Source organism: Lysinibacillus sp. NPDC086135, from assembly GCF_044746345.1.
GTDB lineage: Bacteria > Bacillota > Bacilli > Bacillales_A > Planococcaceae > Lysinibacillus.
This window is the reverse complement of sequence record NZ_JBIVCA010000001.1, coordinates 395,397-420,269: the sequence shown is the minus strand read 5'-3', so window position 1 is coordinate 420,269 and position 24,873 is coordinate 395,397. Positions and strand designations below refer to the sequence as shown.

Below are 24,873 nucleotides of genomic sequence, written 5' to 3'. Positions count from 1 at the left end.
GAGTATTAGAGTAGGCGTTTCAAGGCGTTACCCTCTCATTCCACCTATCAAGTGAAGAGTTCACGACTCTCTTCTAGCCATTTGACTATAAGACAGCGTGCGCAACCTTTTTAGTTACGAACGTGTCGCACGATGATTATGAGCACAAATAATAGAAGCCGCAGATCTTTTTACAGCTTCGCGATAAATCTCCCTAGGATGGACGATTGAAGCATTTAGACTGCCTATAAAAATCGTCTGTCTATGAATAATTTGATTTTTTACGTTTAGAAAAAGAACTACGAAATGCTCCTGATTCAGTGAGGTCATATCAGGCATTAAATAGGCAGCTGCATCTTCCGGTGAACGAATCGTATATTTTTCATCGTTATATTTCTGTGCGAGACGTCTACCGAGTTCAATTGCCGCTAATAATTGAATGGCTTTGACCTCACCAATCCCTCTAATAGCAACCATTTCTTCTATTGTTGCATGTTTCAAATGATGTAAACGTTCAAAAACGCTTAGAACGCGATTTGCAAGTACAAGAACAGATTCTTCTTTCGTGCCTGTTCTTAGTAAAATCGCCAGCAGCTCCTGATTCGATAAACTCATAGCTCCTTGTCTCCGTAGTCTTTCGCGTGGTCGATCCTCTATATTAACGTCTCGTATCATCGTCCTTGGTAAAACATCATTTGGCAAAAAAGCCTCACTCCTTCGCAAATTGGATAATATTGAGTGCTATCAATTGCGTAAACAACGCTGCAAGTGGTAAGCCGACAACATTGTTATAATCTCCTTCAATTCGTTTAACTAGAAGGGTTCCAGCAGTTTGAATGCCATAACCACCTGCTTTATCGAAAGGATCTCCCGAATTTACATATGCTTCGATGAGCTCTTGCGATAAATGATGAAAAACAACGTTTGTCTCTTCGACGAATGTAGTTTCATTACCGTTAGGCTCAATAATGGCAACAGCTGTCATGACCGCATGACGCTTACCTGATAAGCGCAATAAGTGAGAAATCGCCTCCTCACGATTTTTAGGTTTATGGAGTAACTCATCCTCATAAACAACAATCGTATCTGCTCCAATAATCGTGGCTTTTGGGGCTTTTTTCGCCACATCACGTGTTTTTAATAGAGCTACACCTTTTACATAATCTTGCATTGTAGTTGCCTGGACGCTTGTCTCTTCTACTTCACTAGTTATTATGTCAAATGGAAGTGATAGCATAGCAAGCAATTCCTTTCGTCGTGGTGAAGCTGAAGCTAGCACTAGCTTGTGATTTGTTTTAAACATTATCTGACCATTCCTCCTTATTAGTTATCATAACGGAGAATTTTGGATTTGAAAATTTTCTAAATATCAAGATAATGCTTATTTCACCATCTTTTGTGCTTAAAATTTCACTTGAAGACAAGCATTTTTCGATTTGTAATGGGCAAAAACTTGTAAGCGAACGATGCTAATATCTGTTGAAATAGACGATGCTGCCGCTCCAATAGATTGCCAATCAGCAGGCAACGTAGAATCCTTCGATTTATCCTTAAAATTTAATTTTGTTGCATTTTTGTCAGCTAGCACAGATGGAAGTTCTGCAATCATTGCCTCCTTACAACTGTCACCGCTTAAAGTAAATGCTTTTTTAAATGTTGCAGGATCTTTTAAAAAGACAAGCTGACTTTCATCTGTAACCATACTTGTCCAAACATAAAATTTTCCGTCAACCTCGACAATGGCACTTTCTTTTAATGAAGGATGTTCAGCTACAAACGAGCTTGCACTTTCATAATTTGAATAGACCCCTGCTTGACTTGCAAAAAACAAGGGTCCGTTCGTTGCTCCTCCTGCTGTCGGAATTGTTTCTTTTGATGAATTACCATTATTACTTTTAGTGGCTACTTCAGCGTTATCATTTTTTAAAGAAAATTTAGTACTTGCTTGAAGAATACCTAAAAAAAGGGCTACACCAAAAAGTCCAACTATTCCTCCAATAATCATCGCTCGAAATACTTGTTTTTTCATCACATGACTGACAATTTTCATTCGACCATCACCTCTTTCTTTAACATATCAAAGTCAATTTAGACAAGACGGTATTGTTACAATTTGATATATAAGTATATGTATAAAAGAATGTGTAAATGCGAATTTACTATATTTTGATTTAATAGTTATTTTCGATGTTTCACTTCAAATTTAAATATTTTTGCTACGAAAGTTTTACTATAAAAAAAGAGGTGGATTCTTTACTCTATTATGTGTACCTCTATCAAAGATTAATTTTGCTCCAAGAAAAAAAGGAGTTAATAGACAGTAATAGAGTATCACCATAACGTATGGTTGAGTTCCGTTCCGACTGGGCGCTTTTATTCGTTTTCACCAAGAAAAAATTTTCGTTTAGTATGCAAGAGAATAAATGGGAATACACTAGAAAAAAGCGCTCGAGGGAATCGAAGGCGGAATACTCAAAAATTAATGAATTATTATTCACACTAAATTAAAAAAATCAGGACTCATTTTTAATGAGTACCTGATTCTTTACTGTAAATATATTGTTCGCTCAACTAGATGTTAAATATTTTTTAATCTACTACGTACTTCCGTTAATAAATACAACGAACCCGATACAATCGTTCTCGATTTGTTTTCTGACTGTCGTTTTAAAAATTGCACATAATCCTCTAAAATTGCTTTATGAGAAGCGTTCGACAGCTTAAGCATGTTGTGAGCAGCCATCGCACGGGGATTATTGAAATCAACAAAGTAAAAACAATCACTTACCTGCTCGAATTGCTGCAAAATCTCTTTTACAGCCTTATCAGCAAGAATACCAATTACAAAAGTAATCTGCTCATCTGGAAACTCTTGCTTAATCGTTGCTATTAATTCTTTAGCACTCGCTGGGTTATGCGCACCGTCTAAAAAAATATAAGGCATAATTTCTTCAAAACGTCCTAAAATAGTTGCGTTTTTCACAGCTTTTTGAACAGCTTCTTCACTAACTTGTAACTCTAATGCCGTCGCCACTTCAAAAAAAGCTGTAATAGCTAGTGCCATATTATTTGCCTGATGAGCCCCCTTCATAGTGCGCGTAAGCTTTGTTATATGGAAGCCATTGTCGTTATGCATATAGCTCTCTCCATCTTTCTCTTGTTCCACATAAAATTGATGATTTAGTTCAAGAACGGATGCATACTTTTTTTGAGCTTCCTGATAAATTAATTTCTTCGCTTCTAACGGTAGATCCCCGATAATAACTGGACGATACGGCTTAATAATTCCTGCTTTATGATGAGCAATACTTTCAATCGTATTTCCTAAAAAATTCGTATGCTCTAATGCGATACTCGGTATGATTGACACAATTGGTGTAACCACATTCGTACTATCAAGTAAGCCCCCCATTCCTGCTTCAATAAGGGCAATATCTACATCACTAGCGACAAAGTGTAAAAATGTTGCAACCGTTAAAAGTTCGAAATCTGTTAGTTTCCCACTTAGTCCGGCAGTCTGCATTTGTTGAAATACATCATTCATTTCCGCTTCTGTAATAGCTTGACCCGCTACTTGAATTTGGTCATGTACGTCCACAATACAAGGAGACATAAATTTACCAACACGTAAGCTATGTTCTTTGGCGATAGATTCTAGCAATGTAAGTGTAGAGCCTTTACCGTTAGTCCCTGCTAAATGCACGACTTGCAATTTGTTTTCTGGATTACCTACTCGTGCCAATGCCTCTTCAATCGCAGTTAGACCAGGTTTAATAACATCATCACTCTGAACATTCCACTTTTCCTTGTAGCTATTCAATTTTGGAATCATCGTTGTTCCCCCTGTAGCCATTGTCGTATTTCAGCTATAAAATACAATGAGCCTGTAATGACGATAACATCCTCATTATTAGTTCTTTGGTGTAGCATCGTTTGAACCATTTCACGCCATTTCGCATTATACATTTTGTTCGTATTTGTAGATAATGCAGCTAATTGATCAGCAGGCATAGCATTCGGGAGCTCAATTTGTGTAAATGCAATGGATGTAGCAATACTATCCATTAAAGCAATACTTTTCGCATGATCTTTATCCGATAATGCTGCATATATAAATCGATAGTTTTGGCGTGGATAGACCGTTTTAAGCGTTTGAATTAGTGCGGTAGTTCCTTCAGAATTATGTGCTCCGTCTAATATAATATTGCCCGGCAATTGCTCAAATCGGCCAGCCCACTGAGCTTTTGCCAGAGCTTGATGAATTGATTCATCTGAAATATCAATGGCTCCATTCTCTCTTAACGTCAGGATTGCTGTAATCGCCAGGCTTGCATTATTTATTTGATGCTGCCCAGCCATTTTTAATGGGACAGCTACCATCTCCACATTTTCTTTTCGGTAATTAAAATGCTGTATATTAGTACCTTGTTCAATGTTTTCAACCGTAAAGTTCTTCCCTAAAACAAAACATGGGGCATGACGCTCATTTGCTACCTCTTCGATAACAGTAAGTGCCTCCTCACTTTTAACACCCACTACAACAGGTATATTTTCTTTAATAATGCCAGCCTTCTCAAACGCTACCTTTGCTAATGTATCTCCTAAAAACGCAGTATGTTCTAGTGAAATCGTTGTAATAATTGAAATTAAGGGCGTTATGACATTCGTAGCGTCTAAACGTCCACCCAGTCCTGTTTCAATCAGCGCAATATCCACTTCTTGATCCGCAAAATGTTGGAACATAATAAGTGTTACAACTTCAAAAAAGCTCGGAAAGTCACCTTCATAATGTGTCTCAATAATCTCAGCAACGTTGTTCATATAGTGTAAAAATTGTTCATCAGAAATTGGAATTCCATTAATAGTCATACGTTCATTAACACGCTCTAAATGGGGTGAAGTAAAGGCGCCAACTTTATAGCCAGCATGTTGTAACATTTCTCTCAGCGCATTCACTGTTGATCCCTTTCCATTTGAGCCTGCTAAATGGATAGCTCGTAGCCTATCCTGTGGGTTATTAAGAAGTGCTAATACCTCTCGTATTAATACGAGAGGTGCACGTTTATAATCAACTGCCTTTAACGTAAAAATAAAATCTGTACATTCTTGCATCGTTTTAAACAAAAGAAACACTCCCTCTTACTACAATATCTCTATTTTAGTATAAGTAGCGCCCAATACACATACATTTCGAAAAAAACTCTTATACTTTGAATGAAAGCTAAAAAACACACATAAAAACACTTTAAAAAGTGAGAATCAATGTGTTTTTAAGTTGATTTCACACTATTGTAGTTGTTGTGCACCATAGTGCTCCCACATGATCTAATTACTAAATATTTTCACCTAAAACAACACATATCTTTTGTTGCATACAAAAAACAGCGGATGACTTTCGCCATCCGCTGTCCCAATCTTACATATTTTTCAGTTCTTCTAAACGTTTTAATACAACCGCATGTTTACTTTCGTAATCGGCTAATTTTTCACGTTCTGCATTAACTAATGCTTCTGGCGCTTTGGACACGAATTTTTCATTCGATAACTTACCAGTTACAAGTTTGACTTCTTTTGACCACTTCTCTAATTCTTTTTCAAGACGAGCAATTTCTTCTTCTAGATTAATAAGTCCAACAAGCGGTAGGAATAGCTCAGCTCCAGTAACTACTGCTGTCATTGACTGACCAGGAGCTTCTAAACTTTCTCCAATTGTTAGCGTTTCTGGATTACAGAATTTTTCTAAATAGGCTTTATTGGCTTCAAGCACTGTAGCCGTTGCAACATCCTTCGCTGAAATGTATAGCGGCACTTTTTTGCTCATAGGTGTATTTACTTCCGCACGAATATTACGTACTGAACGTATAATATCCATTAGGAGCTTCATATTGTCTGCTTCCTCAGCAAAATGAAGATCCGTACGTACAGTTGGCCATGCTGCCACTGTGATTGATTCACCTTCATGAGGTAAGTGCTGCCAGATTTCTTCTGTAATGAATGGCATGAATGGATGTAATAGACGCATCGTTTGATCTAAAACGTAAGCTAAAATAGAACGAGTTGTTTTCTTAGCTGCTTCGTCATCACCGTATAACGGTAACTTCGCCATTTCAATATACCAAGAACAGAAATCATCCCAAATAAAGTTATAAAGCTCGCGGCCAACTTCGCCAAATTCGTAGCGTTCTGCAAGAGATGTTACACGTTCAATTGTTTCATTTAAGCGAGTTAGAATCCATTTATCGGCAACTGATTTTTCACCAGTTAAGTCGATTTCATCAAATGTCATACCTTCCATGTTCATTAAAGCAAAACGAGAGGCATTCCAAATTTTGTTAGAGAAGTTCCAAATTGCTTCTACTTTTTCAGTTGTATAGCGTAAATCCTGACCAGGTGAAGATCCAGTAGCTAAGAAGTAACGTAATGAATCGGCACCATATTGATCAATAACGTCCATAGGGTCTACACCATTGCCAAGTGATTTACTCATCTTACGTCCTTCACCATCACGTACTAAACCGTGAATTAAAACATCTTTGAATGGACGTTGACCTGTAAATTCAAGACCTTGGAAAATCATACGAGAAACCCAGAAGAAAATAATATCATAACCAGTTACAAGTGTGCTTGTTGGATAGTAACGTTTGTATTCTTCATTTGTCTCATCTGGCCAACCCATTGTAGAAAATGGCCATAGTGCTGACGAGAACCATGTATCTAAAACGTCTTCATCTTGTGTCCAATTTTCTGCATCTGCTGGTGCTTCTTTTCCTACGTAAATTTCACCTGTTTCATTGTGATACCAAGCTGGGATTTGGTGACCCCACCATAACTGACGAGAGATACACCAGTCACGAATGTTTTCCATCCAACGAGAATATGTGTTTTCGAAACGAGATGGTACGAAGTTCACTTTTCCTTCTTCATCTTTTTGAAGAGCAAGTGAAGCATCCGCTAGTGGTTGCATTTTTACGAACCATTGTGCTGAAAGATACGGCTCTACAACAGCACCAGAACGTTCAGAGTGACCTACTGAATGTGTATGCTCTTCAATACGAATAAGCACGCCCGATTCTTGTAAATCAGCTACGATTTGCTTACGGCATTCAAAGCGATCCATACCGTTATACTTGCCAGCAAGCTCGTTCATTGTACCATCTTCATTCATTACAAGAATGCGTTCAAGGTTGTGGCGGTTACCAACCTCAAAGTCATTAGGATCATGTGCTGGTGTCATTTTTACAACGCCAGTACCAAATTCCATATCTACGTAGTCATCTGCTACGATAGGAATTTCACGGCCAACGATTGGTAAAATAACTGTTTTACCGATTAAGTGTTGATAGCGCTCATCTTTCGGGTGAACGGCTACCCCAGAGTCACCTAGCATTGTTTCAGGACGTGTAGTCGCAACTTCCACATATCCTGAGCCATCAGCTAATGGGTATTTCATATGATAGAATGCACCTTGAACATCTTGATAAATAACTTCAATATCTGATAAGGCTGTTTTTGCAGCAGGGTCCCAGTTAATAATGCGTTCACCGCGATAAATTAAGCCTTTTTCATATAATTGAACGAAAACAGTTTTAACTGCATCGGAAAGACCTTGGTCTAGTGTGAAACGCTCACGAGAATAATCTAAGGCAAGACCAAGCTTCGCCCATTGATCGCGAATATGCCCAGCATACTCTTCTTTCCATTCCCATGTTTTTTCTAGGAATTTTTCACGCCCTAAATCATAACGTGTCATATTATCTTCACGTAGTTTGGCCTCTACTTTTGCCTGTGTTGCAATACCTGCATGGTCCATTCCTGGTAACCACAGTGCATCGTAACCTTGCATGCGCTTCATACGAATTAAAATATCTTGTAATGTTGTATCCCAAGCATGACCAAGATGTAATTTACCTGTTACATTCGGTGGTGGAATAACGATAGAATAAGGCTCCTTATCACTTGTAGGCTGCGCCTCAAAAAATTTCCCTTGTAACCACCATTCATAACGACCCGCTTCAATGGACTGCGGATCATATTTTGTAGGCATTGAAATGTTTTCTGTCATTTTGACTCCTCCTGTTGACTTAATAATTTTACCGGTGTGAGATCGTACCAATCGTTCTGTTTTTATGTCTCAGCTAGAGGCACATGTACCAGAAGATTAATGAAAATAAAAAAAACTCCTAACGTCTAAAAGGACGAAGGAGTTTAAATTCGCGGTACCACCTTTAATTCCAGCAGAGGCGAGTTAAGCTGCCACACATTTCATCAGAAAAAAATGTACTACTCACTTAAACCTTTTACTACTGGCTCTCAATTCGGTAACGGTGTTTAACCGGCTTTAACTACTGCTAGTTCACTAAAGCTGCTCGAGGGCTACATTCAATTAGGTACAAATAGAAACTTTTCAGCTACCGTTTCCTCTCTTAAAATGTACTAATAATTTACTCTTCCCTGTCATAGCATCTATATTCGACTTTTTCACATTGTACCGCAAAATCGTGCATTTTTTCAAGTGATTTAGTCATTTTTAGGAAGCACTACTAGAAAAGGAAGTGAAAATTCAAATGCGACGACGTAAGTATAATCCTTGGCTTTTACCACCATGGTTACGACAATTTCGTTTTTATTGCAAAACGATAATTGTACCAATTTGTGTTTTTCAGTTTATACGTGTCATCATCATTCCAACATCTGGAGATTTCATCATCTTATTGCTCCTGCTACTTCTATGCTATTTACTTTTGAATGAAGTCATTTGAAACACGAACCTTTAGCGGTGTATAATCTTCCGTTAAATCCCAAATCATCGATGGAACTTCATGCCAGGAGCTGGATTCACGGACTACAATATGACTTGAGGATTCCCTCAACATTGTTTTTTGCTCAGCTGGTGCAGGCTTTTCTTTTTTGTCTGAAGCTACTATTGCTTCAGACTTCTCCTTTTTTACTGCAAATGTTACAAACTTTGATTTTTCCTCTTGTTCTGAAGTTGTTACAACTGTAGAGTTTTCTACTTGTGCCGAAGCCGCTTCAGCTGCAGATTTTTCTTCTTGTCTCGAAGCCATTACAGCTATAGTTTTTTCTTCTTGTGCCGAAGCTACTACAGCCGCAGGTTTTTCTTCTTGAATCGAAGCTACTACAGCTGCCGTTTCTTTTATAGGGGATCCCTTCTCTATTTGAGCTGAGGCATTGACAGTAACAGGCTGTTTTTCTAAAGCGAATGCTGGCTCAGGCTCATTAAAAATACTTGTAACCGTCCATTCGAGCTGACACATCTGATTCGTCAATTTAGGTCGAACATCCTTTACCGTTAAATCTTCAATAGCTGCTTCCTTTGGTAAATCCACATTTAAAGGAACTGCATACTCAAAATAACCAGTATCCCCTTGAATATCGAGAGCATTAATTTGTACTAATTCTTCATCATCAAGGAAAGCTTTCATGTCTTGAAAATCAAAACGAACATGCGCTGTGATATGATAGATACCCATTAAACGTAGAGAATCTTCTAACTGCATCGTCTGCCACCGTGGCTTAATTTGTACATCTGCTATTTCTGTTGGACTGCCATAACCAGGAAAACAAAAAGTTTCACTCATATTCCAAGTTTTCTGTTCGATAATAATCCCTCCCCTTGCATCATATGAAGTTCCGAAGGATAGTATGCTATAGGATGATTAATCAATTTCGTCTTGGCGTAAAAATTTTTTGTTTTCGTGAAGATATACAATGCATTCGGATTTTGTATTGTTCCCAAGGGGAGCGCCCCGGCCGTAATGGGAATCAGCCCCAATAATGAGCCTAAAAAAGGCATACTAGAACGTCTAGCATGCCTTTTTACTGTTTATATCAATTATGCCTCGGCATAATGCGTCTGGAATCGGGTTTGTGCTTGTACAAAGCCGATTCCGTGACATCCGCCAGGGGCTTTGGGCCAACAAATGTTTTTGCGCGAAAGCGTAGTGCTAACGCAACGTCAGCAACGGGTTTTTTGCCTGTGCGAAAGTGAAGCGTCAGCGGTACCAAGGTTGGTCACTCAGGCATTTTCACAGGATGTGAAGTTTTTAGCCTGAGTTCCCCTATTTTAGCGAGTGTTTGAACATCCGCTGAAAGAAGTTAACGGCGTTATTATACATTCACCAATTTAATTTTATTTGCTACACGGTCTGTTAACATTTGTGTTGCTTTAGGTACAATCGGCTTAAAGATTGGATTTAAAATCGGACCCGCTAATCCTCCTGCAGTTACTTCTAAAAAGCCTGTCATTTTTGTATTTTCTGCATCAATACTTTCTGCTAGGAAATAACCGTTTCCTGAAAAGTTATCAGAAAGTCCTTTTAATTCGAATGTTACTTTTGTAGGCGCTACCCATTCTAAAATAGTAATCTCTACTTGTACTGTTTTTTTCAAAACACCAACATTGCCTTTAAACGTCCAATTTGAATGTTTTTCATCAATCATTTCATGTGCATTATAACCTGGGACAAGCTTTGCCCATTTTTCCATATCACTGACGAAATCCCATACATTTTCAATTCCTACGGGTACTTCGACCATATGTGTGCCAGTTGCCATATCAATTCACTACTTTCTTTTACGAATAGCTCTATTATATACGATTTCGCCCACAATTTGGCTATGCTGAAAGTTATAATTTTAATAAAAATTTTTTCAAGCGGAAGCGATCATACATTCATTGTCATTTAACGGGTAAAAATGGATCATCACCAAAACGTGTGGTTGATTTCCGTTCCGACTGGGCGCTTTGTTGCTGTCGCTACGCTTTCGCACAGTTAAAACATTTGTTGCTGTCGCTACGCTTTCGCACAGATAAAACATTGCCGCTGACGCTTCGCTTTCGCACAGATAAAACATTGCCGCTGACGCTTCGCTTTCGCGCAGAGCAGAGCTTCCTGGGGGCGTCCGATGAGCCCCTTCGCTGCAGGGTCTCGGGCCAACACGAGGTTGGTCACGAAGGCGTTATCACAGGATGTGATGGTTTTAGCCTTCGTTCCTCTATCGCTGATCCCCAAGGAGTCGCCCAGTCTCCACTCCAATCAACTAATTTACATAGTAGACGTTTTAACAAAAGTCATACACAACTTTTGGTGATGAACCGCAAAAATATAAGCCATTGTAGACAAAGGCAAATTACATTAGTAAACCACAAAAAATAGCATGCCAGAAAATTCTTCTAGCATGCTATTTTGTAACAACCTATTATCTTGCTAATTGTGCAAATACTTTATGGAAGGCATCAACTGTTTTTGCGATATGCTCCTCTGTATGTGCGGTAGAAATAAATAAACCTTCAAATTGAGATGGCGGTAAGAAGATACCTTCCTCTGCCATTAGACGGAAGTATTCAGCGAATAATTGCAAATCAGACGTTTTTGCTGAATCAAAATCTATAACATCTTCATTCGTAAAGAAGAAACCTATCATTGAACCAGCTCGATTTACAGTATGCGGAATATTGTATTTCGTTGCTGCTTCACGGAAACCAGCCTCTAATTGATCTCCTAGCTTTTTGAAGTATTCATAAGAGCTATTATCAAGGCGAGATAATGTTTCATAGCCTGCCGTCATTGCTAATGGATTCCCTGACAATGTCCCAGCTTGATAGATTGGACCAGCTGGTGCTACCTGCTCCATAATTTCCTTTTTCCCTGCAAATGCGCCGACAGGAAGTCCACCGCCAATTACTTTTCCTAATGTTGTCATATCTGGTGTTACATCAAAATAACCTTGTGCACAGCCATAGTCAACACGGAAGCCTGTCATAACCTCATCAAAAATCAACAATGATCCATGTTCCTTTGTTAATTCACGTAAGCCTGGTAGGAAGCCTGGTAGTGGAGGTACAACGCCCATATTTCCTGCGACTGGCTCAACAATTACTGCCGCAAGCTCTGAACCAAACTTTTCGAAAACTAGTTTTGCTCCTTCTAAATCATTGTACGCTACTGTTAACGTATTACGTGCAATATCCGCTGGGACACCTGGGCTATCAGGTAAGCCCAATGTAGCTACCCCTGAGCCTGCCTTAATTAGTAAGGAATCTCCGTGACCATGATAAGAACCCTCAAATTTCAAAATTTTATCGCGTCCTGTAACACCACGTGCCACACGTAAAGCAGACATCGTAGCCTCTGTACCAGAAGACACGAAGCGAATCATTTCCATACCTGGAAGTCGATCTAACACTAATTTGGCTAATCGATTTTCTGTATAGCTAGGTGCTCCAAACGAAGAGCCTTTCGCTGCTGTTTCTGCAATTGCTTGTACAACTTCAGGATGTGAATGACCTAAAATAAGAGGTCCCCATGATAATACATAATCAATATATTCATTGCCATCAATGTCTTTAATAATAGCACCGTGACCAGATTCCATGAAGATTGGATCCATATTTACGGATTTGAATGCACGTACTGGGCTACTAACACCGCCTGGCATTAAGTTAATTGCTTCAGCATAAGCTTGTTTTGATTTTTCGTAAGAACGCGTCATTTATTTCTCCTCCAACCAACGTACAACATCTTTAGCATGATACGTAATGATTAAATCTGAGCCTGCGCGTTTCATGCTAAGTAACGTTTCAAGCACTACTTTTTTCTCTTCAATCCAGCCATTAATAGCCGCTGCTTTGATCATTGCATATTCACCAGAAACGTTATATGCAACAATCGGTAATGTATAGTTATTTTTTACATCACGAATAATATCTAAATAACTTAGAGCTGGCTTAACGATTAAGAAATCTGCACCTTCTGCAATATCAGACTCTGCTTCACGGAATGCCTCCATACGATTCGATGGATCCATTTGGTATGATTTACGATCACCAAATTGAGGCGCACCATCAGCTGCTTCTCGGAATGGACCATAGTAGCTAGATGCATATTTTACGGCATATGACATAATCGGAACATTTTCAAAGCCTGCTTCATCTAGACCTGCACGAATGGCAGCCACAAATCCATCCATCATATTGGAAGGAGCGATGATATCCGCACCGGCTTTTGCTTGTGATACTGCTGTACGTGCTAAAACATCTAATGAAGGATCATTTAAAATTTGATCGCCTTCAATTACGCCACAATGACCGTGATCTGTAAATTCACATAAGCATGTATCTGCAATGATTAAAAGCTCTGGGTAGCGAGCTTTAATAAGTCGTGTTGCTTCTTGCACAATACCATGATCATGGAATGCACCAGTTCCGGCTGCATCTTTTTCTGCAGGTAAGCCAAATAAAATAACCGCAGGAATACCTAAAGCAACAACTTCATCAATTTCAGCTTCAAGTTTATCTAATGAAAATTGAAAAACTCCCGGCATAGAAGATACTTCATTTTTAATGTTTTCGCCTTCAATAACGAAGATTGGATAAATTAAATCTTCTTTGTGTAAGTATGTTTCTTTTACCATTGATCGTATGGCAGCATTTGCACGCAAACGACGATGTCTTTGAAATTGTAATTTTGTCATTTTCTTTCTCCTACTTTCGTTATTTCCTCGATGACTGCTTGCATTGTATATACGCTCGGCATAACATCCACAATAGCACCGTGATTCAAAATAGCTGCTTCTGTAATATGACCGATTACGGCTACACGTACTGCCTCCCAACCAACTACCGAAGCTACATCCTTGGCGTAGACGTCAACAGCGGAAGGACTAGCAAAAATCACTGTGACATCGCTATTCGCGCGGATACATTCAATCATTAATTGCTTTTGGTCGTGTCGCTCAATCGTTTCATAAACTGTCCATTCCTTCAATTTAAAGGGCAACCCTTCCTTCAATGTCTTTTTCGCTCTTGCTCCACGAATAAATAGACATGTAGGATTGCTACCTGCTACACTCGGAAATTCTTGAACAAATACATCTGCACTAAATATAGAAGGCATAAAGCTCACATGGAATCCTAGCTGTTCTAGGGCTGTAGTAGTTTTAGTACCAATAGAAGCAATTTTCCCGGGAAAATGCGCTGCATTTACGCTAAATCGTCGCATCTTACTAGCAAAAGCTTCTACAGCATTTTGACTCGTAAAAATGAGCCATTCAAATTGACGCGCAAACTCTAGTTGCATATCATCATTTCTATTGATCAGCTCGCAAGTTTCAATCAATGGGGCAATTACTGCTTGGCCACCTAAAGCTGTAATGTCATCTATTATTGTTGTCGTTTTAGATGTACCTGTCAAAATAATATTTTTACCTTCTAAAGGTAAATTATTTTGCATCTTGCTCTGCCTTTACTCGTTGAATTAATTCAAAAGCACCTTGCTTCGTTAAAATTTCAGCAAGCTCTTTTCCAACTGCTTCCGCATCAGTGCCCACAACAGTTTCCTTATAAACAACTGAAGCGTCTGGAGCAGCAACAAGTCCAGTTAATGTAATTTCTTCCCCATTAGACTTTGCGTATCCTGCGATAGGTACTTGACAGCCTCCATCCATAGCAGCTAGGAAAGCACGTTCTGCATGCGCTTCTTGCCATGTAATGCTATCTGTTAACTTGCCTAATGCTGTTAATAGCTCCGTATCGTCTCCACGACATTCAATACCTAGAGAGCCCTGTGCTACTGCTGGTAGACAATCTTCAACAGGTAAAAACTCAGTAACTACATCATCGCTCCAGCCAAGGCGTTTTAGTCCAGCTGCTGCTAAAATAATAGCGTCGTATTCATCAGTTTCAAGTTTAGCTAAACGTGTATCCACATTTCCACGAATCCATTTAATTTCTATATCTGGACGGACTGTTAAAAGTTGAGCACTGCGACGAAGAGAACTTGTCCCAACAACAGCTCCTGCTGGAAGATTGGCAAATTTCACATGTCCTTTTGAAATAAATGCATCACGCGCATCTTCACGTGGTGGAATACAGCCAATTACTAATCCTTCAGGCAGTACTGCAGGCATATCCTTCATAGAATGAACAGCAAAGTCAATTTCTTTGTCATAAAGTGCTTGTTCAATTTCTTTTACGAAAAGCCCTTTACCACCTACTTTAGATAGCTGCACATCTAAAATTTGATCACCTTTCGTCACAATTTCTTTCACTTCAAATTCAAATGGTACACCAGCAGCTTTTAACTCATTGATAAACCAATTTGTTTGAGTTAAAGCTAGCTTACTTCTCCTAGAACCTACAATAATTTTTCTCAACAGTCTCCAACCTCTCTTCTAATACCATAAATGGAATCGTGATAAACTACTTCCTAAAAAGAAGTTAACAACAACTAATAGGTAAGCGTATATATGTACCCACGCATAACTTGTCCCTGTCAGCTTACTCTTACGATTCACATACAATATAAAGCAATACAAAATTAAAATAATAAAGGACCCAATAATCTTCGCATCAAAAATTGAAAAACTCTCTAGCGTTAGTAGTGCCCATTCAAACCCTAAAACTAAACTTACAAATAGCACTGGAATAGCAATGAAAAATGAAACATTCATCCAGTTACTCGTCTGCTGTAGTGATGGTAACCTTGTCCATAAATGCGACCATTTTTTCTTTTTTAGCAAACGATATAATACTAAATACAATATCGCAAAAACAAATGTTAACGAAAACATTGCATACGATAATATTGCAAATGATATATGAATAAAAAGCAATTCCGAAATTAAAGTATCGCTAACTACTCCTGTAGACCGTTTCGGCATAAAAGTAAAGATACTAGCGAATAAAAATCCTAGTATATTAATAATAAACACCGGTAGATCAACCCGTGCAATACAGTGTAATATAATTGATAATGTCACGAGCAACCAGGAATAAAAGAGAATCCCTTCTGACAAAGATAAAATCGGAAAACGCTTCGTTCCCACAAAAGTTAATAGTATAATGGCACTTTGAATTACCCATACGAATGAGACAAGCCAAAAAGCAATCCGCCTTGCTTTTATTTGTTTATAAAAGTAATCAGTAAAGTAACATACTAGACTGATCCCATACAAGACGATCATTACTTCATAGAGCCTTGTCATTGTCAAATCAGCCAATAGACATCCCTTCTTTATTTTGAGAGTGCTAAAGTAATGTACTTTAGCCTAGAAAAAAACGTTTTCGTATCCTTAGTTTACCACACAGATACGAAAACGCCTCATTTAATATCAGTAGAAAATCTCGTTCGCGGGAAAAAGCTCGAAGGAAAACTTTTCTAAAGTTGCACCGCGAACACCTAGACATCTTTAGAAAGAATACTTTGGTTCAGTGGAAGACTGTACGCGTTCTTTGCGTTCAAGCTCTTGTTCTGTCATCGCAGTAACTTCAGCTTCCACAGCATCCTCAATACCGAAAATTTGTTGGAATAAACGTAACTGTTCATTTGCTTTTGGTGAATTTGCCATTTCCTTAGCTTGTAAAATTGGTTCTTTTAAAAATTGATTAATAATAGATTTCGTATGCTTACTTAAAATTTTACGTTCTCGATCCGTTAAATCTGGCATTTTATTTTCAATACTAATCATTGTCTCTTCTTGAATATGATTCGCTTTTTTACGTAAAGCCGAGATGACAGGGACAACGCCAAGAGTTGCAACCCAATCTTTAAATTGCCCAATCTCTTTGCCAATCATCGATGAAATATCAGCAGCAGCACGTTCACGTTCTGCTAAGTTTGCTTCGACGATGCCTTGTAAATCATCTATATCATATAAGAAAACATTTGGTAAATCTCCAACACGTGGATCAATATCACGAGGAACTGCAATATCGACCATAAATAATGGTTTACCTTTACGTAAACGTTCAACAAATTGCATCAATTCATAGTCAATAACATAATCTGTTGCACCTGTAGACGTAATTAAAATATCCGCTTCTAATAACGAACATTGTAGTTCCTTCATAGATTTTGCTTCACCGTCAAATTTAGCTGCCAAACTTTCTGCTTTTTCGAACGTACGGTTAATGACGGTTACTTTTCCTACACCGCTACCGTAAAGGTTCTCAATAGCAAGTTCCCCCATTTTCCCTGCACCTAAAATTGCTACATGTTTCCGTTGTAAAGATCCGAATATTTTCTTCGCTAATTCAACTGCTGCATAAGAGACAGATACCGCGTTTTCACCGATAGCCGTTTCATTATGTGCACGCTTCGCAAATGTCACTGCTTGTTTAAATAACTGATTGTATACCGTACCTGTCGTTCCAATCTCTTGTCCATTTAAGAAGCTTTTTCGTACTTGTCCTAAAATTTGAGTTTCGCCAAGTACCATCGAATCAATTCCAGCAGTCACTTTAAATAAATGTTCGATTGCCTCATCTTCTTCACGAATTGTTAAATACGAAGAAAATGTCTCCACAGGTAAGTCGAACCAATTCGCTAAAAATTGTTTCACAAAATGACGTCCGGTATGCAATTGATCAACTACTGCATATATTTCTGTGCGGTTACATGTCGAAACAATAACATTTTCTAATATACTTTTTTGCTTCTGTAGCGCTTCCATTGCCTGTGGTAGTTCACTCTCTATGAATGATAACTTTTCACGAATCTCAACTGGCGCCGTTTTATAATTCAAGCCTACTACGATGGTATGCATGAATAACACCTCTCACGTTCTAATTAACAAATCTCATTATAGCACAGTTCGACAAGAGTTCATCAATAATTTGTGAACATGTCATGAAGAACTAAAATTCGTTATCTACATTAGAATTATTATAAACTAAGTGTAACAAATTATACTTCCTGTTTCAAATTTAATGTTTTCCAGAACATTTTCTTTAATGGCTCATTATCAAAACGTGTGGTTGATTTCCGTTCCGACTGGGCGCTTTCCTGGGGGCGTCCGATGAGCCGCTTCGCTTCGCTGCAGGGTCTCGGGCCAACAGGATGTTGGTCACGAAGGCGTTATCACAGGACGTGATGTTTTTAGCCTTCGTTCCTCTATATCGCTGATCCCCAAGGAGTCGCCCAGTCTCCACTCCAATCAACTTATTCACATGATATACGTTTTATTAAAGGCATTCCTATCTTCCGATGATGAACAAATAAAAGATGATTGATATTGAAGATTCCTAAAGGCAATTTCTAATTATTCATACGTACAAACTATTACTTTCACGTTGGAATAAGGATAATCAATTATTTTATTCTTTTTAGGTAAATATGTCTTTCGAAATAAACAATAGAGTTAAACCAAATCTTACAACTCTATTGTTCTTTTAATTATTATTGACGTAAGAAAAATGCCTATGTTGAATTATTATTTTTAACAAGGCTAAATTTACTTTCTTATACTATTGTTCCCTAATTCTAAATTAAGATAAGCATTTCTGTATGTACATTAATCATCACCTCAAAGTATCTTTAGGTGTATTATTGCCAAATTTAATAAATTAACTAAATAAAAGCTTCATTTCGAAGGTTAGGATAAATTTTTTTGACATATATGATGAAGATAAGTTGATTGAATTGGAGGTGCAACGGAAATCAACCCCACGTTATGGTAATAAGTATATAAAATCAAAAAAAGCTGAACTAATTTTGTCTATTAGTTCAGCTTAATTTTGAGTATTAATCTATTAATTTGTAATTGTCACAGTTTTAGTAGCTATAATTTTACCGTCTTTATCATATGCTACGAATTCAATCTCATTATTAACTTTGAAGTCCTGCATTGTTTGCACTGTTTTTGTTAGCATGTAGACATTATCACTACGCTTTGTCAATTCAAATTGCACATCTCCACTTAAAGAAGGGAAACGTACATTAATCTTTGCAACATTTGAGCAATTACCATCGATTCTTGCATTCATCGTAATATTGCCTTTGCGTAGAGTGACTGTCGCTTCTTCAAATAAATCTTCAGGATTCACGCAACTTGAAGGCGCAGTTTTACATAAAATTGCATCAATAATTTTTTGGAAAACTTGATGTAATTGTAAGTTATCATTAGCGTGGTAATAAGTACCACCAGTTTCAGTAGCCAGTTGCATTAAAATTGCATCATTAACTTGTGATTTTTTACCGATACTTACTGTGTAAACCTTAACCCCTTTATTTTTCGCATCGTTCAGCACTTTTGTCATTTTAGATTTACTTGTTTTACCGTCTGATACGACAATTATAGCTTTTGAAGTTTTCGAGTCATTTGAGAATTTAGACAGAGCTAGATCTATACCTGCAAAAATATCTGTAGCACCCTTCTCTTTTGATGCTTTATATAGATCTTTTTTCAAGACATTGTCTGTGCTGCCCTCTCCAAGAACAGTAGCTTTTGTATTCGTTTCAATAACAATATTATTTTTAGCCTTAATTTGATTGATTACTTCCATCATCTTCTTACCACGATAATTTGTTTGATCAGAAGCTTTCATGGAAGCAGAGTAATCAACTACGTAAGCAACTTCTGTTGCTAAAGAACAAGAATTTTTACTAAAGTAAGGATTTGTGAAAATTTCCTTTGGTATTGTTTTATCTTTAAAATCCTTCAATATTGTTGCATAACGAGGATCTATTTTATTAACTAATGTTGCTTCAGCTTTTGATTTTCCATAAATAACCGAATCAAAGTATGCTACAGCTGTCCCTGGGCTTCCTGTGTGATTTAAATAATCCGAAGTATTTGTCACAAATGAAGCTGTTTTCTCAACACCATCAAATTTAATTTTCACTGTTCCTTGGTAATCAGTAATAATTTCTCCACCTGGTCTTACTAATGTAACCATAACCTTCGTATAACGATCTTTACCCGATGGTCTTGATGCCGCATCTGCACTTTCCTTTAATGCTTCCACTCGTTTTTTATAGGCTTCTACTTGACCGAGTAATTTACCACCTTGGTATTTTAATAATACTGTTCGATCATAGTTACTCAAGCTTGTAAGAATTGCATAAATTTTCATGACACTATCATAATGCTCGAGCGTCAGCTGTTTTTCGTCTGGCATATAGCCCATAAGTTGAATAATAGAACCTACTGGATTAATATTCTCAACCTGTGAGGTGATCGCATCATCGATTCCTTGAATACGGTAAATAGGACGCCCATCATCTGAAATCATATACATAATTTCAATCTTATCACTAATAGAATCCTTTAAGCGTTTTTGAATAATTGTTTCGAATAGCCAAACTGAAATATTATAATTCTCAAACTGTAAGATGGCATTTTCATAGCCTAATGCAGGGTAATTTTTATCACTGCCACCATATTGTAAATATTTATTTTCCACATTTCCTAAACTATTCGTTACATTCGTTTGCTGTCCAATACTAAATAGCTTTTCTTCTGGATTAATCCAATGAACGTTAATAATGTTTTCAGTAAAGAACGTTGGTAATTTTTCATACGGTACATATGGAGGTGTGACATTTCCATTTTCATCATCCGTGTTTGCTGGATCATACACTTGATAATCAATGCGCATTTCTGGCTGAGGTGAGTAACGTACATGTGCATTCAATTTCTCACCTACAAGACATTTCATACCAGGATCTGTGTTGTTAATAAGCTCAAATGTAATTGTATCACGTACAGATTTTGTTAATTTTGGTGCTATAACAATTGCAGAGACAGTAGAGCCATCTGATTGTACATTTCGAACAGCCTCACCAGATGTGTCAACGATTTTTGCTCCATATGACGAAGTTACACGGAATGTATAAGATTTATCATCAGGTATTGGATCACCATTACAAGCTTTTAAAGATACAGTAATGAGCGTTGAATCTTGATTATTTGCAATTAAATCTGGTTTTTCTACATCAATACTTTGAAGAGCATTATTCACATACTCTGGTCCAGTAAAATCATTAGAATTATCTTTTGGCTCTTCAAATTCTGCGTTGTTTGAGCCCATGAAGCCTGGCGGTAATGTGATTTTATCATTATCACGACCTGCTGCTGCACGTTTTAATCCTAGTACAGCAAAGTTGCCGTTTTGTACACTGCGATATAAAAATTCAGCAATATCTCCACGAGTCAGCTTTGTAGAAGGATCGAAATCGGCAAATGTCTTTTTACCAGTGCTTCCTGTTGAAATATCATTTGTGTATAAATATTGAACCGCCTGAGGCTCGTCTAAATCTAAACCTTTAAAGGCAGCATATATACGCGCAAATTGTCCACGTGTAACAGCTTTCGAACGATTTGCTGTTGTGTAAGTACCATTGAACGGTAAATAAAACTCACTGTAAAAGTTATATGCGACACTTTCGTTATATGTTAATGCATAGTTCTTATCGAGCTTCGTAAACATTACAACAAGCTCTCGATCAGTTATTTGCTCATTAGGTAAAAAGTTATTAGCGCTATTTAATGAGAGTAGATCATTATCGACTGCCCACGAAATAGCTTTGTATTTACCGTTATTTGTTGGGACATCATTAATTGTCGTAGCTGCTTGGGTCACAGCTGGAGCTGCTGTCACCAAAATTAGTACGAAACAAAGCAAAGATAGAAATGCTTTTTTAGCATAGGTCATTTATTTTTCAGCCCTTTCGTTAATTAAAGAACAATATGTCATCTCGATAGTTTTGTTTTAAATCGCTTTCCAAATAATTCAAGAAACGTTCTAATACTACGGATGCTTGTGCTCGCGTTAATGGTTGATCTGGATTAAATCGACCTGTTGTAGGGTCACCAGTCATTAATCCTAACTCATTCGCAATGTATATACCGTCTTTTGAATAGTTCGGAATTTGCGCATCATCCTTAAATTTCGTCATATAACCTGGATTTGGCGCCTTATTTTCTAGCCCTAATGCACGTACAAAAATCGTAGCGGCTTGAGCTCGAGTAATTTGATTATCAGGTTTGAAGTACTCTGGCGTTACACCCTTAATAATTCCTTTTTTATACGCAGACTCAATATAGGCATAATCTTTCACCGTACGTTTAACATCTTTAAAAACACTTGTAGCTGATGTCGATTTTTTCGTTTTCGGTTCTTCCATAACACGTAAGTCAACTGCCTTACCAATCGCCGTTGTAAAGTCAATACGCTTCATAGGGGTATTTGGTGAGAAGAAGTTACTTGCATCAGAGTAAATACCTAAAGAGTATAATTTTTCAATAGCTCCTTTTGCATAATGCTTTGATAAATCACGGAACTTAGGAATGATTAAACGCTCTATTGTCGGCATATATTCTTTATCTAAATCAAGAGTACCTTTTTGCCCAGAGGATAAATCAAACGTATATTCAGAAATAACATCTTTTTCACTTACTACCGCATATCCACCATCAAAGCTACCTAAACTTCCTAAGTTTTCTTCATAGTTTAGTACACGTGATTTGCTTATTGATAAGCGATTTTTCACATGGCTAGTCTTACCGTCGCTATATTTATAAACAGCTTCTGTAATTTGCGTTTCTGTCGCTCCCCAGAAGTTTTCATAGCCAGCATGACGACTATCAGTATCAATTGTTACTGTATTTTGAACTGCATTTTTCCCAGTTCCAGTTTGATAGGCATATGTTTTTCTTGAAATCACATTACCTGAGTAATAATCAGAGGCTGCACGATTGTCCGCTACAGTCCCTTGTGAAAATTGGTAATCTACCAATGTATATGTTATTTTCCCAACAACAATTTTCTCAGTATACTTTTTCACTACACCATTCGATGTTTTTTGACCAATCGTAGCATAATCTACGACATCAGATTCATAGGTCATATTTCGTGTCAATGTAGCACCATTACTTGCTGTTAGCTTTAGACTATGTGTTTCTGTTAACTTTCCTTTAGATTCTTTTTGTGTAATTTTAATGTCTTTACTAGTACCTTTAAATATAATGGGTGTTCCTGTAATGAAAACAGCTTCCTCATATGTATATTCATTTTTTACAGCACCTGTTGTTTCTAATGAAACAGCTGATGCATTTTCTGGGATAGTAATTCCAATAATAAATACAGCAAGAACCACTAACATTATTTTAGATAAATGTTTTCGCATTCTTTTTTTGTTCCTCACTTTCATTCCATACATATCCGCATCTGGGGCTGTCAATAAATTTCTTCCACTTAACAAAATAATCAGGTGTGTTGATTTACCATTCTTATCTGCTTTTATCAACACACCTGGAAAATTCAAGGTCAATTATGCCTCGGCATAATTGCGTCCGGAATCGGCTTTGTGCTTAGGCCTGCAGATGTCTTTTGCGCGATAGCGTAGCGGCAGCGGCAATTGTTTTTCGTGCAAAAGTGCAGTGCTAACGTAAACTCGCAGAAGACTCACAGACTTCTAAATTGATTAATCAACTAATATTAAATGAGCTTTGACAAAACGATCTGATAATACTACTAAACGATCAGAAGGTTTTAAATCAGATGCTTGAATAACTTTACCAGCTTTAATAATTGTAGCTTGGTCAATATTCATATCAATCATTTCACCAGCTTCATACCAGCGACCATTTTGCCATTGACTAACGCTCTTCACATTAATTACAGCTGGGTATTTCGATTTAACTGACTGTAGTTTACCAGTTAACATTAATGGTGCAACAGGCTTCGCTTTATTAAGCATATGAAGGGCCTGCACATGACCATCCTTTACATAAAAGTATCCATATTCTCCTTCATATAAATGAAGCTCAATATCAGGAATGACACTATATATTTTGTTACCATTATCTACTATGGCTTTTGTTGAATTACTAACAGATAGTACAGTTCGCTCTGTTTTCTTGAAGACATTTGACTCGATCTTCATCGCATCATCAATTTCGATTAAATAGCCATCTGCTTGTGATAAACGTCCATAATATAATTCATGACCTGATAAGTTTGGTGACATAAAGCTATCACTTGTTACTTGAACAACTTGGGCATAATGATCACGTGCAGCACCGTCCGAAATTACAAAGGCTGTACCATACGCTAATAAGCCAGTAGGTTCAATTAAACGACCATTTCTAATTAAAATCGTTCCATCATGGAAGTATAATGTACCGGCCGATTTAAGTTTTAATAATTGATATTTAGTATCTACAGAAAGCATAGGCTCATAGTAAGTTCGCTCATTGTTTTTCAATACAACAATCTTTTCAATCACTTCTTTGCCAAATTGTTTAACAGTTGCATAATATGCTTGACTGCCAATGTAATTTTTCAACTGACCTTTTTCAATTTTTGTATTTCCAACAAATATCGGAACCTTCGATGAAAAATTCATTGTTGATAAAGCCGTTGTTGTGTCAGAGCCAAACTGCCAATTTATAAAAGCATGTTGGTTTTTGACAGTTAATTTATTTGTATTGGCATTAACTGTCTGTATCTCACCTTTATATAGGTTTTCAACTAATGTACCCGTCTCACTAATTTCTATTTTTGTGACAATGGATGCGTTTCGATTTTTAAGGCTAAGCTTAACACGATCCCCCACATATAAGGCGCTAATATCGACAACTGAGGAGTTTTTTTGATATTCTGTATCTTTATTTATATAGTAAGTTGTTTCCTCCCCAATATCTGGTTTCAGCATAATGAATAGTCCATTTGGATCAATACTTGTCACTGCTCCAGCAAGTGTTTTAGTATTTTGTGCAACTGTTGGAGATTCTGTTTCACTTGTAGAATTAGAAGTACCTCGCAGCTCAACAACACTGCGAAGAGAAATTTCCGCTTCTACTTGCATTCCCATCTTAAAGCCTTCGATTGTTGTCACTGTATTATTAATATACAGGCGAGCACTATCATTTATATTGTATGTAACTTGACGACCGCTTTCATTTTGCAAAGTAATTTTACTAAGCTTTTTTTCTATTACTCCGTTAGCATTTGCATATTCTGAAAATGTTACATCAACAAAGGTTCCAGTCACCATTTGGGCAGCATGAGCTGTTTTATTCGATGAATATCCGAGAACCGTTAGTAACACAATCATTAGTATGTATGGAATCTTCTTCAACAAATCCCGC

Annotated in this window: 16 protein-coding genes, 1 pseudogene and 1 other annotated feature; all 17 genes and pseudogenes read right to left on the bottom strand. The window is 37.4% G+C overall.

What is annotated here, in order from left to right; all coding sequences use genetic code 11:
* Positions 1-132: 132 nt before the first annotated feature.
* Positions 133-654, bottom strand: a pseudogene (gene radC, locus ACIPKN_RS02070) (RadC family protein); the annotation flags it as partial.
* Positions 655-688: 34 nt separating this feature from the next.
* Positions 689-1,282 (bottom strand): Maf family protein, encoded by a 594-nt coding sequence (locus ACIPKN_RS02065; RefSeq protein ID WP_400932922.1) that lies wholly within the window; start codon positions 1,280-1,282, stop codon positions 689-691.
* Between the two features lie 99 nt (positions 1,283-1,381).
* Positions 1,382-2,029, bottom strand: a complete 648-nt coding sequence (locus ACIPKN_RS02060; RefSeq protein ID WP_142509022.1) for a hypothetical protein — start codon at positions 2,027-2,029, stop codon at positions 1,382-1,384.
* A gap of 528 nt (positions 2,030-2,557) precedes the next feature.
* Complete coding sequence (locus tag ACIPKN_RS02055) at positions 2,558-3,811, bottom strand: bifunctional folylpolyglutamate synthase/dihydrofolate synthase (RefSeq protein WP_400932920.1); 1,254 nt, start codon at positions 3,809-3,811, stop codon at positions 2,558-2,560.
* Positions 3,808-5,103 carry a bifunctional folylpolyglutamate synthase/dihydrofolate synthase gene (locus ACIPKN_RS02050; protein WP_400932918.1) on the bottom strand — a complete coding sequence of 432 codons (1,296 nt, stop codon included), beginning with the start codon at positions 5,101-5,103 and terminating at the stop codon, positions 3,808-3,810. The genes ACIPKN_RS02055 and ACIPKN_RS02050 overlap by 4 nt, the downstream gene beginning before the upstream one ends.
* Positions 5,104-5,395: 292 nt before the next feature.
* Positions 5,396-8,041: a valine--tRNA ligase gene (locus ACIPKN_RS02045; RefSeq protein ID WP_400932916.1), complete on the bottom strand. Its 2,646-nt coding sequence runs from the start codon at positions 8,039-8,041 to the stop codon at positions 5,396-5,398.
* Between the two features lie 126 nt (positions 8,042-8,167).
* Positions 8,168-8,446: a binding site (T-box leader), on the bottom strand.
* Between the two features lie 268 nt (positions 8,447-8,714).
* Positions 8,715-9,578, bottom strand: a complete 864-nt coding sequence (locus ACIPKN_RS02040) for a valyl-tRNA synthetase (RefSeq protein ID WP_400932914.1) — start codon at positions 9,576-9,578, stop codon at positions 8,715-8,717.
* A gap of 529 nt (positions 9,579-10,107) precedes the next feature.
* Positions 10,108-10,554 (bottom strand): SRPBCC family protein, encoded by a 447-nt coding sequence (locus ACIPKN_RS02035; protein ID WP_400932912.1) that lies wholly within the window; start codon positions 10,552-10,554, stop codon positions 10,108-10,110.
* 645 nt (positions 10,555-11,199) lie between these two features.
* Positions 11,200-12,492, bottom strand: coding sequence for a glutamate-1-semialdehyde 2,1-aminomutase (gene hemL / locus ACIPKN_RS02030; RefSeq protein WP_142509027.1), 1,293 nt, complete (start codon positions 12,490-12,492; stop codon positions 11,200-11,202).
* A complete protein-coding gene (gene hemB, locus ACIPKN_RS02025) occupies positions 12,493-13,473 on the bottom strand; it encodes a porphobilinogen synthase (protein ID WP_400932909.1) in 981 nt (326 codons plus the stop codon). It lies immediately after the preceding gene.
* On the bottom strand, positions 13,470-14,231 hold the full coding sequence (locus tag ACIPKN_RS02020; protein WP_400932907.1) for a uroporphyrinogen-III synthase: 762 nt from the start codon (positions 14,229-14,231) through the stop codon (positions 13,470-13,472). The genes hemB and ACIPKN_RS02020 overlap by 4 nt, the downstream gene beginning before the upstream one ends.
* On the bottom strand, positions 14,221-15,153 hold the full coding sequence (hemC, locus tag ACIPKN_RS02015; RefSeq protein ID WP_400932905.1) for a hydroxymethylbilane synthase: 933 nt from the start codon (positions 15,151-15,153) through the stop codon (positions 14,221-14,223). The genes ACIPKN_RS02020 and hemC overlap by 11 nt, the downstream gene beginning before the upstream one ends.
* 18 nt (positions 15,154-15,171) lie before the next feature.
* Positions 15,172-15,999: a cytochrome c biogenesis protein CcsA gene (gene ccsA / locus ACIPKN_RS02010; RefSeq protein ID WP_142509031.1), complete on the bottom strand. Its 828-nt coding sequence runs from the start codon at positions 15,997-15,999 to the stop codon at positions 15,172-15,174.
* A 189-nt stretch (positions 16,000-16,188) separates the two neighbouring features.
* Positions 16,189-17,544 carry a glutamyl-tRNA reductase gene (gene hemA / locus ACIPKN_RS02005; protein ID WP_400932902.1) on the bottom strand — a complete coding sequence of 452 codons (1,356 nt, stop codon included), beginning with the start codon at positions 17,542-17,544 and terminating at the stop codon, positions 16,189-16,191.
* Between the two features lie 985 nt (positions 17,545-18,529).
* Positions 18,530-21,433, bottom strand: coding sequence for a vWA domain-containing protein (locus ACIPKN_RS02000; protein ID WP_400932900.1), 2,904 nt, complete (start codon positions 21,431-21,433; stop codon positions 18,530-18,532).
* Between the two features lie 19 nt (positions 21,434-21,452).
* A complete protein-coding gene (locus tag ACIPKN_RS01995) occupies positions 21,453-22,907 on the bottom strand; it encodes an S-layer homology domain-containing protein (protein ID WP_400932898.1) in 1,455 nt (484 codons plus the stop codon).
* A 297-nt stretch (positions 22,908-23,204) separates the two neighbouring features.
* Positions 23,205-24,866: a hypothetical protein gene (locus ACIPKN_RS01990; RefSeq protein WP_400932896.1), complete on the bottom strand. Its 1,662-nt coding sequence runs from the start codon at positions 24,864-24,866 to the stop codon at positions 23,205-23,207.
* Positions 24,867-24,873 lie beyond the last annotated feature (7 nt).

Coding starts and splice junctions, on each gene's coding strand:
- hemA (WP_400932902.1), bottom strand. CDS start 17,544: ATGCATACCATCGTAGTAGGCTTGAATTATAAAACGGCGCCAGTTGAG.
- ACIPKN_RS02055 (WP_400932920.1), bottom strand. CDS start 3,811: ATGATTCCAAAATTGAATAGCTACAAGGAAAAGTGGAATGTTCAGAGT.
- ACIPKN_RS01995 (WP_400932898.1), bottom strand. CDS start 22,907: ATGCGAAAACATTTATCTAAAATAATGTTAGTGGTTCTTGCTGTATTT.
- ACIPKN_RS02060 (WP_142509022.1), bottom strand. CDS start 2,029: ATGAAAATTGTCAGTCATGTGATGAAAAAACAAGTATTTCGAGCGATG.
- hemL (WP_142509027.1), bottom strand. CDS start 12,492: ATGACGCGTTCTTACGAAAAATCAAAACAAGCTTATGCTGAAGCAATT.
- ACIPKN_RS02020 (WP_400932907.1), bottom strand. CDS start 14,231: ATGCAAAATAATTTACCTTTAGAAGGTAAAAATATTATTTTGACAGGT.
- ACIPKN_RS02035 (WP_400932912.1), bottom strand. CDS start 10,554: ATGGCAACTGGCACACATATGGTCGAAGTACCCGTAGGAATTGAAAAT.
- ACIPKN_RS02045 (WP_400932916.1), bottom strand. CDS start 8,041: ATGACAGAAAACATTTCAATGCCTACAAAATATGATCCGCAGTCCATT.
- ACIPKN_RS02040 (WP_400932914.1), bottom strand. CDS start 9,578: ATGAGTGAAACTTTTTGTTTTCCTGGTTATGGCAGTCCAACAGAAATA.
- ACIPKN_RS02065 (WP_400932922.1), bottom strand. CDS start 1,282: ATGTTTAAAACAAATCACAAGCTAGTGCTAGCTTCAGCTTCACCACGA.
- hemB (WP_400932909.1), bottom strand. CDS start 13,473: ATGACAAAATTACAATTTCAAAGACATCGTCGTTTGCGTGCAAATGCT.
- ACIPKN_RS02000 (WP_400932900.1), bottom strand. CDS start 21,433: ATGACCTATGCTAAAAAAGCATTTCTATCTTTGCTTTGTTTCGTACTA.